The organism is Haemophilus parainfluenzae (genome assembly GCF_014931395.1).
Taxonomy (GTDB): Bacteria; Pseudomonadota; Gammaproteobacteria; order Enterobacterales; family Pasteurellaceae; genus Haemophilus_D.
Genome location: NZ_CP063120.1, coordinates 689,254 through 704,417 on the forward strand (window position 1 = coordinate 689,254; position 15,164 = coordinate 704,417).

15 protein-coding genes are annotated in these 15,164 nt (G+C 39.9%); 2 read left to right on the top strand and 13 right to left on the bottom strand.

The features are described 5' to 3' along the window. Positions 1 to 2,763, bottom strand: a complete 2,763-nt coding sequence (gene rapA, locus INP94_RS03425) for an RNA polymerase-associated protein RapA (protein ID WP_197544262.1) — start codon at positions 2,761 to 2,763, stop codon at positions 1 to 3. 199 nt (positions 2,764 to 2,962) lie between these two features. On the opposite strand from rapA, the gene pnuC reads away from it, so the two are divergent. Continuing rightward, positions 2,963 to 3,646 (top strand): nicotinamide riboside transporter PnuC, encoded by a 684-nt coding sequence (gene pnuC / locus INP94_RS03430; RefSeq protein ID WP_111327773.1) that lies wholly within the window; start codon positions 2,963 to 2,965, stop codon positions 3,644 to 3,646. Between the two features lie 34 nt (positions 3,647 to 3,680). Here pnuC and INP94_RS03435 read toward each other — a convergent pair whose 3' ends face one another. After that, positions 3,681 to 4,379, bottom strand: coding sequence for a tRNA1(Val) (adenine(37)-N6)-methyltransferase (locus INP94_RS03435; RefSeq protein ID WP_197544025.1), 699 nt, complete (start codon positions 4,377 to 4,379; stop codon positions 3,681 to 3,683). Between the two features lie 70 nt (positions 4,380 to 4,449). Here INP94_RS03435 and srmB point away from each other — a divergent pair, with 70 nt between their 5' ends. Next, positions 4,450 to 5,781, top strand: coding sequence for an ATP-dependent RNA helicase SrmB (gene srmB / locus INP94_RS03440; RefSeq protein ID WP_197544026.1), 1,332 nt, complete (start codon positions 4,450 to 4,452; stop codon positions 5,779 to 5,781). A gap of 38 nt (positions 5,782 to 5,819) precedes the next feature. Here the strand turns inward: srmB and INP94_RS03445 are convergent, their stop codons facing one another. From INP94_RS03445 to pgl, 11 genes are all read right to left on the bottom strand, one after another. After that, the gene (locus INP94_RS03445) at positions 5,820 to 6,023 is read right to left on the bottom strand and encodes a YMGG-like glycine zipper-containing protein (protein ID WP_005695111.1); all 204 of its coding nucleotides are present in this window, start codon (positions 6,021 to 6,023) and stop codon (positions 5,820 to 5,822) included. Between the two features lie 121 nt (positions 6,024 to 6,144). Beyond that, positions 6,145 to 6,465: a DUF4298 domain-containing protein gene (locus INP94_RS03450; protein WP_197544027.1), complete on the bottom strand. Its 321-nt coding sequence runs from the start codon at positions 6,463 to 6,465 to the stop codon at positions 6,145 to 6,147. Positions 6,466 to 6,544: 79 nt separating this feature from the next. After that, positions 6,545 to 7,999, bottom strand: coding sequence for a decarboxylating NADP(+)-dependent phosphogluconate dehydrogenase (gene gnd, locus INP94_RS03455; RefSeq protein ID WP_197544028.1), 1,455 nt, complete (start codon positions 7,997 to 7,999; stop codon positions 6,545 to 6,547). A 98-nt stretch (positions 8,000 to 8,097) separates the two neighbouring features. Next, positions 8,098 to 8,430, bottom strand: coding sequence for an avidin-fold protein (locus tag INP94_RS03460; protein ID WP_197544029.1), 333 nt, complete (start codon positions 8,428 to 8,430; stop codon positions 8,098 to 8,100). 66 nt (positions 8,431 to 8,496) lie between these two features. Next, a complete protein-coding gene (locus INP94_RS03465; protein ID WP_197544030.1) occupies positions 8,497 to 8,889 on the bottom strand; it encodes a GNAT family N-acetyltransferase in 393 nt (130 codons plus the stop codon). Between the two features lie 35 nt (positions 8,890 to 8,924). Next, complete coding sequence (locus INP94_RS03470; protein WP_197544031.1) at positions 8,925 to 9,983, bottom strand: DUF1176 domain-containing protein; 1,059 nt, start codon at positions 9,981 to 9,983, stop codon at positions 8,925 to 8,927. Positions 9,984 to 10,055: 72 nt separating this feature from the next. Next, positions 10,056 to 11,078, bottom strand: a complete 1,023-nt coding sequence (locus INP94_RS03475) for a DUF1176 domain-containing protein (RefSeq protein ID WP_197544032.1) — start codon at positions 11,076 to 11,078, stop codon at positions 10,056 to 10,058. 71 nt (positions 11,079 to 11,149) lie between these two features. Beyond that, positions 11,150 to 12,184 (bottom strand): DUF1176 domain-containing protein, encoded by a 1,035-nt coding sequence (locus INP94_RS03480; protein WP_197544033.1) that lies wholly within the window; start codon positions 12,182 to 12,184, stop codon positions 11,150 to 11,152. Between the two features lie 70 nt (positions 12,185 to 12,254). Further along, on the bottom strand, positions 12,255 to 13,310 hold the full coding sequence (locus INP94_RS03485) for a DUF1176 domain-containing protein (RefSeq protein WP_197544034.1): 1,056 nt from the start codon (positions 13,308 to 13,310) through the stop codon (positions 12,255 to 12,257). Positions 13,311 to 13,381: 71 nt separating this feature from the next. Next, positions 13,382 to 14,410 (bottom strand): DUF1176 domain-containing protein, encoded by a 1,029-nt coding sequence (locus INP94_RS03490; RefSeq protein ID WP_197544035.1) that lies wholly within the window; start codon positions 14,408 to 14,410, stop codon positions 13,382 to 13,384. 27 nt (positions 14,411 to 14,437) lie between these two features. Next, entirely contained in the window at positions 14,438 to 15,136 is a 699-nt protein-coding gene (pgl, locus tag INP94_RS03495) for a 6-phosphogluconolactonase (RefSeq protein ID WP_197544036.1), read from the bottom strand. Positions 15,137 to 15,164: the final 28 nt, after the last annotated feature.

Genomic DNA, 15,164 nt, shown 5'->3' on the forward strand with positions numbered 1-15,164 from the left:
TTATTCCTTGTTTGTCACTATTACCCGAAGGCTATCTAGTCGCCAGCTTGCTTTACTTAATTCTTCTAGAGAAACTAAACGTTGTTTTTCTAATACATCAATTTCCACCTGGCGAATATTTTTATTTACTGCTTTCAAGGCTATAAGTCGATTGATTTCAGTGCTCAATGTTTGATCTGCTAATTTACTGGCTTCTTGAATTTTAGCTTGTGCGATTTCAGTTATTTTGTGATCGCCTAGTTTAATTAATTGCTCAATATTTGGACGAGCCATTTTAACCATTTTATTCGCAATATCTTTACCTAGCGGCTTAAGTTTATTTTGCAATGTATCAAAATTAACTTGTCCGGCTAGATCGTTTCCTTTGCTATCCAGCAATAAGCGAACAGGCGTAGGCGGAAGAAAACGATTCAGTTGCAAACCTTTTGGTGATTGGCTTTCAATCATATAAATTAATTCAACCAGCAGCGTGCCAGCAGGTAGCTGTTTATTGACTAATAATGCCATCGATGCTTTGCCAATGTCACCAGAAGCGATTAAATCAATGCCTTGGCGTATCATTGGGTGATCCCAGGTAAGAAATTCTAATTCTTCACGCGCAAGGGCAAGTTGTCGGTCAAAGGTTACTGTAACACCTTCTTCTTTTAGTCCTGGAAAATCAGGAACAAGCATGGTGCCCGTTGGTGTGATAACAATGCTGTTTTCACCTAAATCATCTTGTTCTACACCAATAATATCAAATAAATTTAGTGCAAAATCGACTAATTGTGGCGAATTATCTGTTTGAGCAATTTCTGCCGCAAGTCGTTGTGCCTTTTCGCCACCATTAGAATTTAACTCTAACAAACGATCACGCCCTTTCTCTAAGGTTAAACGTAATGCTTTTGCTTGTTTTTGCGTTTGGAGGATGAGTTGCTCAAAATCTGCTTTATTTTCTGACCGCACTTTTAATAAAGCTTCATATTGTTCAAACAATGCCATACCAATCGGACAAGTTTGTTCAAAGGCATTTAAACCTTCATGATACCAACGTGCTAAATCTTGCTGCGCAGAGTTTACGAGGCAAGGTACATAAATTTGTACGTCTCGTGTTTGCCCAATACGATCTAAACGGCCAATACATTGCTCAAGTAAGTCAGGATTCTCTGGTAAATCGAAGAGTACGAGATGACAAGCAAATTGGAAGTTTCGTCCTTCAGAACCAATGCTAGAACTCAGTAAAACTTGTGCGCCATTATCAGTGTCTGCAAAATAAGCCGCTGCGCGATCTCGTTCAATAATCGACATTCTTTCATGGAAAACGACACTGCGAATGGCTTCTTTTTCTCGTAAAATTTGCTCAAGTTGAATTGCCGTTTGTGCTGTTTTACAAATGACTAAGATTTTTTCATTTCGGTGTGATTTTAAAAAATCAATTAACCAATGAATTTTTTCATCTACTTCAGCCGCATCAATCGTTATTTGATGGTAAACCCGATGCGGGAAGCCTTTTACACCTTGGCGTGTATTGCGAAATAAAATACGGCTTGTGCCATGTCGGTCGATGAGATTTTGAATGAGTTCTTGTCGTGCCGCTTGCTTTTCGTCGTCATTATGACAGGCTAAGGCTTTAAATAATGGTTCGACATCCTGCTCATGAAGTAAATCAGAAATATGATTTTTTTCGACCGCACTTAGCGGCTTCTCTGAGAGTAAAGATTGCACGGCATCCGCAACAGGTTGATAATTTTCCTGTTCTTTTAAGAAGGCTTGGTAATCATAAAAACGCTCAGGATCAAGCAAGCGCAAGCGTGCAAAATGGCTTTCCAAACCTAGTTGTTCAGGCGTTGCAGTGAGTAATAAAACAGACGGAATAGCGTTAGCTAATTGCTCTACTAATAAATAAGCAGCACTCGGCGCATTTTCTGACCAAGCCAAATGATGTGCTTCATCGACAATTAAGCAGTCAAATTCAGCTTCAATAGCTTGTTGTACGCGATGAGGGTGAGCTTTCAACCAATCTAATGCACATATAATTAAGCTTTCCGTGCTAAATGGATTGATGGCTTGTTCGGCAAAATCTTCACAACGTTCTTCATCAAATAATGAAAAATGTAAATTAAAACGACGAAGCATTTCGACAAGCCATTGATGTTGCAAGGTTTCCGGTACAATAATTAAAACACGTTGTACTTTTTCAGCAAAAAGCTGGTTCTGCAAAATCATCCCTGCTTCAATAGTTTTACCTAACCCTACTTCATCTGCTAAGAGCACGCGAGGATTGATACGATTTCCTACCTCTTGCGCAATATGAAGCTGATGAGGAATTAATCCTGTACGATTGCCTCGTAAGCCACGCAAAGGCGATTGAAATTGAGCTTGTTGATGCAGAAGTGTTTGATAGCGCAACGCAAAATGTTCACTACGATCAATCTGTGATGAAAAGAGGCGATCTTTCGCTTGGCTAAAAGAAATTATCGGAGAAAGTTCTTTTTCATTGACGATAATGTCTTCGCCTTGCGCATTTTTGACCAAATAAAATAAGAGACCATTCATTTCTTGAACATCAAGGACTTCACCTTGCCAACCTGTTTGGTGATGAAGTTGTTCACCTTTATTCAATGCAATTCGGGTTAATGGTGCTTGCGCCACCGCATAAATTCGGGTTTCATCTGTGGCAGGAAAGTGAAGGGTAACCGAGCGAAAATCTAAGGCTGTAATCATCCCTAATCCGAGGCTATTTTCTGTTTCACTAATCCAACGTTGACCGATTGCAAATGACATCATCTTCCTCTTAATGAATCTCTTAAAATGGGGCGATATTGTAGTCTGATTATAAGGGAAAGCAAGGCATGGGCATCTAAAAGTGTGAAAAATAAAGTGTGATTTTTCTCACAATAATTAAATTAAATGTCACCTAAGCTTTACTTTAAAAAAGTGCGGTGTAAAAATGACGTACTTTTTCATAAAATAGGAGTGTTCCATGAATTGGACAGAACGACTTAAAGAAGAATTTTTATCTGGTTGGAAGCCTTTTGAAGTGGCATGGGTAGTTATTTTCCTTGCAGCACAAATTATTGCTTATGTTCTTATGCCGGATAGCCCATTAGGCATGATTTCGGGGATTGCAGGTATTCTCTGTGTGGTATTTGTGAGTAAAGGAAAAATTAGTAACTATTTCTTTGGGCTTATTTTTGCTTATACCTATTTTTATGTCTCCTGGGGAAGCAATTTTCTTGGTGAAATGAATACTGCGCTCTATGTATATATCCCATCACAATTTATCGGGTATTTCATGTGGAAACAAAACATGCAAAACGATGATGGTGGTGAAAGTGTGATTGCCAAAGCCTTGACTCCAAAAGGTTGGGCAATTTTGCTTGTGAGTGTTGCGATTGGTACTCTTTGTTTTGTACAGGCTCTAAAAGCAGCGGGTGGGAGTTCTACAACGCTAGATGGTTTAACCACAATTATCACTGTAGCGGCGCAATTATTGATGATTTTGCGTTATCGTGAGCAATGGTTATTATGGATTGTCTTAAATGTGCTTTCCATTTTGCTTTGGCAAGGGCAGCCAGCGATGTATTTAATGTATAGTGCTTACTTACTTAACTCATTATATGGTTATTACAACTGGACGAAACTCGTCAAAGTGGAAAGCCACTAATCACATCAATAAAAAAGGGCATAGTAATATGCCCTTACATTTTTAAATAAAATGCCTTCGTCAACGCAATAAATGCTTCGGTGTACTGATTGTTTTCGTCATAAATCACCAAGCTATCTTTTACCTGTGGTAAATGCTTTCGGCTAAATGTGAGTAACATCCGTTGTGGTGTTTTTCCTATTTTTGTAATGACATCAGTCTGCTTAATGCAATAAAGTGCGGTTGAATTTATCAATGTTTTCCCCGCCTCATAAGGCAAGACAAAACTGATCTTCCCTTTTTCGGATAAACAACTCGACGCCCAATTTAACCAATCTAAATGACTTTGTTGAACATAACGGGCAAGAGCACGCTCATCATTTTTACATTCAACGCCTTGTGTAAAATAAGGCGGATTAGCCACAATTAAATCAAATTGATGCGCTGTTTGTTGGCAATAAGTTTGCACGTCTTGGCGTGTTAAATGAAGACGATTGTGCCATGGCGAAGCCTGGAAGTTTTCTTGTGCTTGTTGTGCTGCAAGGGGATCAAGTTCTACGGCTTCAATTTGGCAATGCTCATGACTTCGTTGGGCGAGCATTAGTGCAACCAAGCCTGTGCCAGTTCCCATATCAAAAATACGCTGACAATCAGACACATCCGCCCAAGCACCCAGTAAAATGCCATCTGTGCCGACTTTCATTGCACAATGTTGTTGATTAATATGGAATTGTTTGAAGGTAAAGCTGCTCATAAAATCTTGCGGAAAATGACCGCACTTTCAGGTATAATCAGCCCCAATTTTAACAAATTAATGCAAAATAATGAATTTATCCCCATTTGAAGAATTCGACCTGTCCCCCGAATTATTAAAAGCCTTAGAAAAGAAAGGCTACACCCGCCCAACTGCCATTCAATTAGAAGCGATTCCTGCTGCCATGGAAGAGCGTGATGTGCTCGGTTCTGCACCAACAGGTACAGGCAAAACTGCTGCATTTTTATTACCAGCAATTCAGCATTTATTGGATTATCCGCGTCGTAAACCAGGGGCACCTCGTATTTTAATTTTAACGCCAACCCGTGAGTTAGCAATGCAGGTTGCAGAGCAAGCGGAAGAGTTGGCGCAATTCACTCATTTGAAGATTGCAACCATTACTGGCGGTGTGGCGTATCAAAATCATGGGGAAGTGTTTAATTCAAATCAGGATATCGTGGTGGCAACACCGGGGCGTTTATTGCAATACATCAAAGAAGAAAACTTTGATTGTCGCGCAGTAGAAATGCTGATTTTTGATGAAGCAGATCGCATGTTGCAAATGGGCTTTGGCCAAGATGCAGAGAAAATTGCTGCTGAAACGCGTTGGCGTAAACAAACCCTCCTTTTCTCAGCCACATTAGAAGGGGAGTTATTAGTTGATTTCGCAGAACGTTTATTGAATGACCCCGTAAAAATCGATGCCGAGCCAAGCCGTCGCGAGCGTAAGAAAATCAACCAGTGGTATTATCACGCCGATAGTAATGAACATAAAATTAAGTTGCTTGCACGTTTTATCGAAACTGAGAAAGTGAGCCGTGGTATTGTGTTTGTCCGTCGTCGCGAAGATGTACGTGAGCTGTCTGAAACCTTGCGTAAACGTGGCATTCGCTCTACTTATCTAGAAGGCGATATGGCGCAAACGCAACGTAATAACGCCATTGATAAATTAAAATCAGGTGTTGTTACTGTGTTAGTGGCTACTGATGTGGCTGCTCGCGGGATTGATATTGATGATGTCACACACATCATGAACTTCGATTTACCTTACAGTGCAGATACATATTTACATCGTATTGGTCGTACGGCTCGAGCAGGGAAAAAAGGCACCGCCGTTTCTTTTGTGGAAGCCCATGATTACAAATTACTCGGTAAAATTAAACGCTATACGGAAGAGCTTTTGAAAGCACGTATTTTAGAAGGGCTAGAACCTCGTACTAAACCACCGAAAGATGGGGAAGTAAAATCCATGTCTAAAAAGCAAAAAGCACGTATTAAAGAAAAGCGTGAAGAAAAGAAAAAGTCAGAGGTGAAGAAGAAAATCAAACTTCGTCATAAAGATACGAAAAACATTGGTAAACGCCGTAAACCAAGCGCAGAAAAAGCGGCAGAGAAACAATAAAAAATAGCCGCACTCATTAAGTGCGGTTATTTTTTTGACTATTTATGAACTTGGCTACCGATTAGGCCACCTAATGCGGCACCACCTAATGTCGTTGCGGCATTACCGCCAATCATATAGCCTGCTGCGCCACCGATAGCCGCGCCAGCTGTTGTATTTTTTTGAGTGCGACTCATATTCCCACATGCAGCAAGAGAAATAACAGTCATCGCGATAACAAGTGATTTTCCAATTAATTTCATAGGATCTCTCCGTGTTTAACATATAAAACTATCTATCATGATAGTAATCCGTAAGACAAACAGAGATGAATGAAAGTTCAGAAATATGCTTTTTCGATGATTTTTTAAACAACCAGATGTATTAATCTTTCGTTTGATCTAATACTTTCGCAACGACTTTCAAATATTCAATTGCCAAACTATGATGTCCCGTACTCGCATTAAACACTAAATCTTCACTTAATACACCACAAGGCATATCCTCTGGGATCTTACCGTCCTCATAAGCTTGATAATCGTCTCGCCAGTCACCATCAAAATAATAGTGTTCTAATATTTTCATTTTAGGTAAGAAGGCCTGCCATTTTTCAAGAAATTGTTCCGCTTCGGCTAAGAAACTTTTCGCTTCATTGAGAAGGTTTTCCATTTCTGAAATTTTATCTAAGCGTGATTGAGATAACATAGGTTTCTCCAAAGTAAGGTAAAAATAAACCGCACTTTATGCGAACAAAGTGCGGTGAGTTTATCATGCGTTTTTAGACTTACACATCATAAGTGGTAGATGCGGTGTTACCGCCACGACCTGTCCAGTTGGTGTGGAAGAATTCACCACGTGGTTTGTCGGTACGCTCATAAGTATGTGCACCGAAGTAGTCACGTTGTGCTTGCAATAAGTTTGCCGGTAAACGTGCTGAAGTATAGCCATCTAAGAACGTAATAGCTGATGCCATACAAGGCATTGGGATACCCACTTCGATCGATTTTGCCACCACTTTACGCCAGTCGCTTAATGCGTTTTCTAAAATGCCTTTGAAATAGCTATCTGAACCTAAGAAGATTAAATCTGGATTTGCTTCATATGCATCACGAATATTACCTAAGAAACGGCTACGGATAATACAACCTTCACGCCATAATAACGCTGTTGCACCGTAGTTGATGTTCCAGCCAAATTGTTCAGAGGCTTCACGAATCAGCATAAAGCCTTGTGCGTAAGAAATGATTTTAGACGCCAATAAGGCTTTACGTACCGCTTCAATCCACACTTTTTTATCGCCTTCAACAGGTTGAATTGTTTTATCAAATAATTGGTTAGCGGCAACACGTTGATCTTTAAAGGAAGATACGCAACGAGCAAAGACGGATTCAGTGATTAAGGTTAATGGAATACCGAAATCTAGTGCATTGATACCCGTCCATTTACCTGTCCCTTTTTGGCCAGCTGTATCTAAGATTTTTTCAACTAATGGCTCACCATCAGCATCTTTATAACCAAGAATATCGGTCGTGATATCGATTAAGTAGCTATCAAGTTCAGTTTTTTTCCATTCTGCGAAGATAGCTTGCATTTCTTCATAGCTTAAGCCTAAACCTTCTTTTAAGAATTGGTAAGCTTCACAGATTAATTGCATATCGCCATATTCGATACCGTTATGAACCATTTTTACAAAGTGGCCAGCACCTTCGCCACCAACCCAGTCACAGCAAGGTTCACCTTGTTCGGTTTTAGCAGAGATCGCTTGGAAGATAGGTTTAACATATGGCCATGCTTCGTGATTACCACCTGGCATGATAGATGGTCCATGACGCGCACCTTCTTCACCGCCCGAAACCCCCGAACCGATAAAGCGAATGCCTTTTTCAGCCAATGCTTTAACACGACGGTTAGTATCAGGATAGTTTGAGTTACCACCATCAATAATAATGTCGCCTTCTTCTAAGTGCGGTAATAATGCCTCAATGAATTGATCCACTACATCACCCGCACGCACCATTAACATCACTTTACGTGGTTTTTCTAATTTAGAAGCTAAATCTTCTAAAGAGTATGCGCCGATAATATTGGTGCCTTTTGCCGCGCCTTGTAAAAATTCATCCACTTTTGAAGTGGTACGGTTATATGCCACAACTTTAAAGCCATGATCGTTCATATTTAAAATGAGGTTTTGCCCCATTACGGCTAAGCCGATAACACCGATGTCGCCTTTTACTGACATTGTTTTCTCCTGTTTGTGAGGTACAGATGCACCTATCATTTAGTATTTATTGTAAAGTATAAGAAGCTTGTTTCAGATATTCTATAGCAAAACTTCTTTTAAATTTCTCTAATTAAAGAGCTACCTTGCTCTAACGTGTCTAGCCACTGCCATTTTTCATGACCGACGAGTTTACTTTCTTCTAAAGAAAATGTTGTACAGCAACGCCCCAAACGATTTTCTAGGGATTGATTTAAATGTTGATACGTAAATTCAATTTGAATCTCGTCAATCCATTTTCCAATTAAAAAGCCTTTTAAAATTTCACCGCCACCATATTCGGCCCAAATCATGTTGCCTTGTTGGTGATAATGAAATTCTGTTTGGCTACTGACCTCACCATTTGCGGTGTTTTCAACAGCAACAAATTTTTTATTATCTAAATTCAACATTAAAGTCACTCCTCATCTGATGTATCTATATTTTAATTTAACTTTAGTCCGTACAATGCTAATAGATTAACTCTTCGTCCACGCACTCATATGCTGCGTAAATCCAATATGCGGATAATAATCCACTGCTTGTGGGGCTGATAAAAGCACAATTTTGGCTTGTGGATGTAAGGCTTGTTTAGTGTGTTCAATTAACTGCAAGCCGATACCTTGTTTTTGATATTGTTCATCAACCGCTAAATCAGATAAATAACAGCAGTAGGCAAAATCTGTCACGGAACGTGCTACACCCACTAAGCGTTCACCATCCCAAGCGGTGATTAATAAATTCGCATAGTGCAACATTGCTGCGACACGTTTTTCATCCTCTAACGGACGGCGGGCGCCTAATGTTGTTTTATTTAACAATCCAATAAATTGTTTAACTGAAATCGGTTCATTAATTTTATAGTCAATCATTTGTTACTCCAGGTTTTAAAGGTTAAATAGATAAATTATTTAACCGTTCTATGACTCACAAAAGTCGGCAATCCGCCCCATGCTCCACCAATAAAGCCTTTACTAGAACCAGAAGTATGTTCCGCTGTAGTGATGAAAGTTTTGCCATTCCATGCTGCTTCGTAGCCATACCAGCTCTCAGCAAGGCCACTAGATTTATATGATCCTTCTACAATTAAAGCATTAAGCTTCTCATCATAATATGCAAAGGTGTATTGATCTTCCAATACTTGTTCTACTTTGCTCAATTTATTGTCCATAACCGCATAATAGCCGGTGTAAGCTGCACTACCACTGATACACACTGCCTCAGCTAACACTTTTCCCTGCGTAAGTGAATAAAGTGTAATTGTCTTCTGTTCAGAATCATCATGAAGAGACAAACAGTAATCAATTGCACTACTATCAGCACTTTTACGCAATAATGCTAATACAGCATCAAATTGTTTTTCGCCTCGTTTTAATTCTGTTTTGCTAGGGTTTTTAATATAGGCAACTTGAATTTTGGGTGCGGCTTGTGGTGCTAATACCGCATGTTTCTCTTGTCCCTTACGAATTAACGCTGATGGCGTATTTAAACGCTGTTGAAATTCATCCATCTTAAGCATCGCGGCTTTTGCCCCTTCATTCGACAATTTGCCTTTAAATTGACCAGAAATGAATTCAATATTGGCATTATCTTTTAAAGCAGTTAATAACGCAGCTGTTTGTTTATCATCGAGTGCAGCGATTTGTTTATCATTAGAGTCAATATCGATCATTTTAGGTACGACACTGAGTAATTTGCCATTGATCATAATTTCTACAGGCTGACCTTTATCGCGCTCATTATTTACCGATATTGCTAAAGAAGATTTTACTGCTGCTTTTTCACCAGCTTCTCGCCTAAATAAAAGTGAAACCAAATCTGAACCATCTTGATAACCTGCCATATTACAAGTGCCGGTATTATCACAAATCAAATCCCAGTCTTGATAAGTCTTTTCAAACCCTTTTAACGATGGCGCAGCTATTGCAGTGAGTGGTAATAGTGAGAGAAGAATAACTTTTTTCATGTTATAAATTCCTAAAAGAAGATTTGCAAAAAGTTCGTCAAATCTAAGCGCTTGTAAGCACGTGTTGTTGATTTATTTTACGATGATATCGCTGACGAAAATCGGTAACTGCCATGCGCCACCAGTAAAACCTTTACAAGATCCCGTTGTCCACTCTGAAGTGCGGATAAAAATTTTGCCATTCCATACTGCATCTTCACTGTTCCAGCAATCACCTATTACTCGCCCCTTGTAAATGCCTCTTACAAACGCATAACCTTGTTTTTCATCATAGCCTGCTTCGTTGTACTGATCCGCCAACACTTGTTCTACTTTGCTCAGTTTGTCATCGAGTACAGCATAGTAATTAGTGTATTGATAAGCGGCTCTGGCACAGAGTGCTTCAGCTAATACCTTGTTTTGTGTTAAGGGATAAAGCGTTATATCTTGGCTTTCTAAGTCTTCATCAACGCAGCCATCGTGGGCTTTACGTAACAGTGCTAGAACATGATTAAATTGTTTTTCACCGCGTTTTAATTCTATTGTTTTGCGGTTGTTCACGCTAACAGCATCAATTTTGGATTCAGCTTTTGGCGCTAATACCGCATGTTTTTCTTGACCTTGGCGAATGAGTGCCGAAGGCGTATTTAAACGTTGCTGAAATTCATCCATTTTAAGCATCGCAGCGGCTGCACCTTTATCAGATACTTTTTCCTTGAACTCACCAAACACCACTTCAATATCTGCATTACCTTTTAGCGCCGTGAGTAATTCTGTTGTTTGTTTTTCACTTAATTTTGCAATTCCCTCTTCTGAGATGTTTTGGATTGCACCGATTGATTGACCATTTAAGATAATTTCAGCCGTTTTATTACCCACATCTTCAGGTAATAATGCCAACTGTGCGCTCACAGGTGCTTGCTCACCCGCACTTCGAGTAAATAAAATCGAAACAGGATGCTCAGAGCCATCTCTTTCTTCTTGATAACCCGCCATATTACAAGTGCCGGTATTATCACAAATTAAATCCCAATCTTGATAGATTTCAAAAAAACCTTTAATTGGTGTTGCCATTGCGGTGAGTGGTAATAATGAGAGAAGAAGAAGTTTTTTCATGTTATCAATTCCTAAAAGAAGATTTGCAAAAAATTCGTCAAATCTAACCGCTTGTAGTAAGCGTTGTTTGTTTATTTGACGATGACGTGACTAACAAAAATAGGTAACTGCCACGTACCTCCGGGAAGCCCTTTACAAGAGCCTGTTGTCCACTCTGAAGTACGGATAAAGATTTTGCCATTCCATACTGCGTCTTGCCCAGCCAAACAATCACCTAATGCTCGACCTTTGTAAGAACCTCTTACAAACGCATAACCTTGTTTTTCATCATAGCCTGCTTCGTTGTACTGCTCCGCTAAGACTTGTTCTACTTTGCTCAGTTTGTCATCGAGTACAGCATAGTAGTTGGTGCTTTGATAAGCGCCTTTGAAACAAAGCGCTTCAGCTAATACCTTATTATGCGTTAACGGATAAATCGTTATATCTTGGCTTTCTAAGTCTTCATCAACGCAGCCATCGTGAGCTTTACGTAACAGTGCGAGCACGTTATCGTATTGTTTTTCACCGAGTTTTAATTCTATTGTTTTGCGGTTCTTCACACTAACAGCATCAATTTTGGGTTTAACTTTTGGCGCTAATACTGCATGTTTCTCTTGACCTTGGCTGATGAGTGCGGAAGGGGTATTTAATCGTTGTTGGAATTCATCCATTTTGAGCATGGCTGCCGCTGCGCCTTTGTCTGACACTTTAAGCGTGGTTTTCCCATAGGTTAGACGAATTTCGCTCTCTTTTTTCAATCCGCTAAGTAATGCTTTGGTTTGCTCTTCAGTCAGCTTATCTGGCGCGTCGTCAGAAATATGCTTGACTTTGCCTAATGATTTACCATTTAACCAAATTTCAATGTCTTGACCGACTTGAACATCACGGTCGGCTTCTCCGAATGGTAAAATAGTGAACTTGCCTTCCACTGCAGCATTTTCGCCTGCCGCACGAGTAAATAAAATAGAGACTGGGTCACTACTTTCATCCTGATAACCTGCTATACGACAAGTGCCCGTGTTATCACATACTAAATCCCAATCTTGGTAGTTTCCAATACCTTTGATTGATGTTGAAGCTGCCATTGCAGTAAATGGTAATAATGAGAGAAGAATAACTTTTTTCATGTTATCAATTCCTAAAAGAAGATTTGCAAAAATAGAAGAAATCTGCCCGCTTACAAGTGGGCAGCGGTTTTTATTTAACGTTCATCTCGCTCACAAAAATCGGCAATCCGCTCCAAGCTCCACCCGCAAACCCTTTGCAAGAGCCAGAGGTATGTTCTTCAGTACGGATAAAGGTTTTGCCATTCCAAACAGCTTCTTGCCCAGACCAACAATCTCCAAGACCACGCCCTTTAAATGATCCTTCTACCTTTAAAACATGAGTGTTTTTATCATAATCAGCATAGTTATACTGGTTTGCTAGCACTTGTTCAATTTTGGTTAATTTTTCGTCTAATACGGCATAGTAATAAGTGGATTGATAGGCTCCAGCAAGACAAATCGCTTCAGCTAGCACTTTTCCTTTCGTTAGCGGGTAAAGTGTAATTTGTTCATTCCATACATCATCTTTATGAAGTGCATAACAGTAATTTTCTGAGTTTTTATTCGTCCTATTACTTTTACGTAATAAAGCTAATACTGCATCAAATTGTTTTTCACCGCGTTTTAGTTCCGTGGTTTGGCGGTTATTCACACTTACTGCCTCAATTTTTTGTGCAGCCTGTGGCGCTAATACCGCATGTTTTTCTTTGCCTTGACGAATAAGTGCGGAAGGCGTATTTAAACGTTGTTGAAATTCATCCATTTTGAGCATGGCTGCCGCCGCGCCCTTATCAGAGACTTTCTCCTTAAACTCACCAAACACCACTTCAATACTTGCGTTTCCTTTTAGCGCCGTGAGTAATTCTGTTGTTTGTTTTTCACTTAATTTTACAATTCCCTCTTCTGAGATATTTTGGATTGCACCGAGTGATTGACCATTTAAGATAATTTCAGCCGTTTTATTACTCAGTTCATCGGGTAATAATGCTAATTGCGCCGTCACAGGTGCTTGCTCTCCCGCACTTCGAGTAAATAAAATCGAAACAGGATGCTCAGAGCCATCTCTTTCTTCTTGATAACCCGCCATATTACAAGTGCCGGTATTATCACAAATTAAATCCCAATCTTGATAGATTTCAAAAAAACCTTTAATTGGTGTTGCCATTGCGGTGAGTGGTAATAATGAGAGAAGAAGAAGTTTTTTCATGTTATCAATTCCTAAAAGAAGATTTGCAAAAAATTCGTCAAATCTAACCGCTTGTAGTAAGCGTTGTTTGTTTATTTGACGATGACGTGACTAACAAAAATAGGTAACTGCCACGTACCTCCGGGAAGCCCTTTACAAGAGCCTGTTGTCCACTCTGAAGTACGGATAAAGATTTTGCCATTCCATACTGCGTCTTGCCCAGCCAAACAATCACCTAATGCTCGACCTTTGTAAGAACCTCTTACAAACGCATAACCTTGTTTTTCATCATAGCCTGCTTCGTTGTACTGCTCCGCTAAGACTTGTTCTACTTTGCTCAGTTTGTCATCGAGTACAGCATAGTAGTTGGTGCTTTGATAAGCGCCTTTGAAACAAAGCGCTTCAGCTAATACCTTATTATGCGTTAACGGATAAATCGTTATATCTTGGCTTTCTAAGTCTTCATCAACGCAGCCATCGTGAGCTTTACGTAACAGTGCGAGCACGTTATCGTATTGTTTTTCACCGAGTTTTAATTCTATTGTTTTGCGGTTCTTCACACTAACAGCATCAATTTTGGGTTTAACTTTTGGCGCTAATACTGCATGTTTCTCTTGACCTTGGCTGATGAGTGCGGAAGGGGTATTTAATCGTTGTTGGAATTCATCCATTTTGAGCATGGCTGCCGCTGCGCCTTTGTCTGACACTTTAAGCGTGGTTTTCCCATAGGTTAGACGAATTTCGCTCTCTTTTTTCAATCCGCTAAGTAATGCTTTGGTTTGCTCTTCAGTCAGCTTATCTGGCGCGTCGTCAGAAATATGCTTGACTTTGCCTAATGATTTACCATTTAACCAAATTTCAATGTCTTGACCGACTTGTACATCACGGTCGGCTTCACCAAATGGTAAAATAGTGAACTTTCCTTCCACTACAGCATTTTCGCCTGCCGCACGAGTAAATAAAATAGAGACTGGGTCACTACTTTCATCCTGATAACCCGCCATACGACAAGTGCCCGTGTTATCACACACTAAATCCCAATCTTGGTAGTTTCCCATACCTTTGATTGAGGTAGCCATTGCAGCTACTGGCAATAACGTCAATAACAATACTTTTTTCATCTCGAAGTTCCTTTTTTGATGGGCGTATTACAATAATGCTGCCGCCGCTTTATCCAAATACCATTCCGTCACGCCATTTTTTGCTTTAATTTTTGCTGCGGGATAAGGCAGATTCTCTGCAGGAGTCGTTTGGATTTCTTTTAAAATGTCTGCTTTGCTTTCGCCAGTGACTAAATAGGTAATGCGTTTGGCTTGTTCAATGAGTTTGGCTGTTTTAGAAATGCGAATTTGACCACTTTCAGGGTGTTTGGCAATGACAGCTAGGTTTTCATCATTAAAATTAGTTTGATGTGGGAAGAGAGAAGCGGTATGACCGTCAGTCCCCATACCTAAAATGATCCAATCAAAAACACCGTTTGGAATGACCGCACTTAATTCTTCTTCGAAACGTTTTAACTCAAAGTGCGGTTCATTTTCGCCACGAATTCGGTGGATATTTTCTGCGGGAATTTGAATATGATCAAATAAGCGTTTTTGCACTTCACCGTAGTTGCTTTCTGAATCTGTTGGCGGAACCATGCGATCATCACCCCACCAAAAATGCAGATTTCTCCAGTTGATTTGTTCGGTATAAGGCGCTTTGGCTAAAGTTTTGAATAACAGCTTAGGCGTTGAACCGCCAGAAAGAGAAATATGCACAGGGTGATTTAATTGGCTATAAATCACAAATTCTTGGGCGATCTTTTCAACAGCGTGTTGAGCCGTTGGGAAGGTGATGGTGTTCATGTTTGTTTCTCTCTATTCGGTGATAAGC

What these genes read in the sequence shown, in the direction of transcription:
- rapA (WP_197544262.1), bottom strand. Translation starts at nt 2,763, where the DNA reads ATGTCATTTGCAATCGGTCAACGTTGGATTAGTGAAACAGAAAATAGC.
- pnuC (WP_111327773.1), top strand. Translation starts at nt 2,963, where the DNA reads ATGAATTGGACAGAACGACTTAAAGAAGAATTTTTATCTGGTTGGAAG.
- INP94_RS03435 (WP_197544025.1), bottom strand. Translation starts at nt 4,379, where the DNA reads ATGAGCAGCTTTACCTTCAAACAATTCCATATTAATCAACAACATTGT.
- srmB (WP_197544026.1), top strand. Translation starts at nt 4,450, where the DNA reads ATGAATTTATCCCCATTTGAAGAATTCGACCTGTCCCCCGAATTATTA.
- INP94_RS03445 (WP_005695111.1), bottom strand. Translation starts at nt 6,023, where the DNA reads ATGAAATTAATTGGAAAATCACTTGTTATCGCGATGACTGTTATTTCT.
- INP94_RS03450 (WP_197544027.1), bottom strand. Translation starts at nt 6,465, where the DNA reads ATGTTATCTCAATCACGCTTAGATAAAATTTCAGAAATGGAAAACCTT.
- gnd (WP_197544028.1), bottom strand. Translation starts at nt 7,999, where the DNA reads ATGTCAGTAAAAGGCGACATCGGTGTTATCGGCTTAGCCGTAATGGGG.
- INP94_RS03460 (WP_197544029.1), bottom strand. Translation starts at nt 8,430, where the DNA reads ATGTTGAATTTAGATAATAAAAAATTTGTTGCTGTTGAAAACACCGCA.
- INP94_RS03465 (WP_197544030.1), bottom strand. Translation starts at nt 8,889, where the DNA reads ATGATTGACTATAAAATTAATGAACCGATTTCAGTTAAACAATTTATT.
- INP94_RS03470 (WP_197544031.1), bottom strand. Translation starts at nt 9,983, where the DNA reads ATGAAAAAAGTTATTCTTCTCTCACTATTACCACTCACTGCAATAGCT.
- INP94_RS03475 (WP_197544032.1), bottom strand. Translation starts at nt 11,078, where the DNA reads ATGAAAAAACTTCTTCTTCTCTCATTATTACCACTCACCGCAATGGCA.
- INP94_RS03480 (WP_197544033.1), bottom strand. Translation starts at nt 12,184, where the DNA reads ATGAAAAAAGTTATTCTTCTCTCATTATTACCATTTACTGCAATGGCA.
- INP94_RS03485 (WP_197544034.1), bottom strand. Translation starts at nt 13,310, where the DNA reads ATGAAAAAACTTCTTCTTCTCTCATTATTACCACTCACCGCAATGGCA.
- INP94_RS03490 (WP_197544035.1), bottom strand. Translation starts at nt 14,410, where the DNA reads ATGAAAAAAGTATTGTTATTGACGTTATTGCCAGTAGCTGCAATGGCT.
- pgl (WP_197544036.1), bottom strand. Translation starts at nt 15,136, where the DNA reads ATGAACACCATCACCTTCCCAACGGCTCAACACGCTGTTGAAAAGATC.